The sequence below is a fragment of the Cupriavidus sp. SIMBA_020 genome (assembly GCF_046535395.1).
GTDB lineage: Bacteria > Pseudomonadota > Gammaproteobacteria > Burkholderiales > Burkholderiaceae > Cupriavidus > Cupriavidus campinensis.
Map to the genome: position 1 here is coordinate 1 of NZ_JAWRWU010000351.1, position 289 is coordinate 289.

The following is a 289-nucleotide window of genomic DNA, read 5'->3' on the forward strand; positions in this document are numbered from 1 at the left end:
GGTGCCGCCGGCGGAAAAGCCGACCACGATGCGGACAGGTTTGTCGGGATAGGCGGCCTGGGCGGAACCCATGGCGAAAGCGCTTGCGGCGGTAGCCAGTAGCGTGGCGGCAAGACGCCGCAGTCCAGGCTTTTGACCGGTCTTCATATAGTCTCCGTGCTGATACTGTCCATTAAATGGACGATTCGAATTATTGGATGCTGCATTCTGATCTATACACGAGCGGAGCATCAAGGTAGAGTCCACGCTACGGACTATGGTTTTCCCTTGACCATTGCGCCATAACCCC

Annotated in this window: 1 pseudogene; it reads right to left on the reverse strand. The window is 56.7% G+C overall.

The window, feature by feature from the left end:
- A pseudogene (locus SB751_RS29535) lies at positions 1-147 on the reverse strand (tripartite tricarboxylate transporter substrate binding protein); the annotation flags it as partial.
- Positions 148-289: the final 142 nt, after the last annotated feature.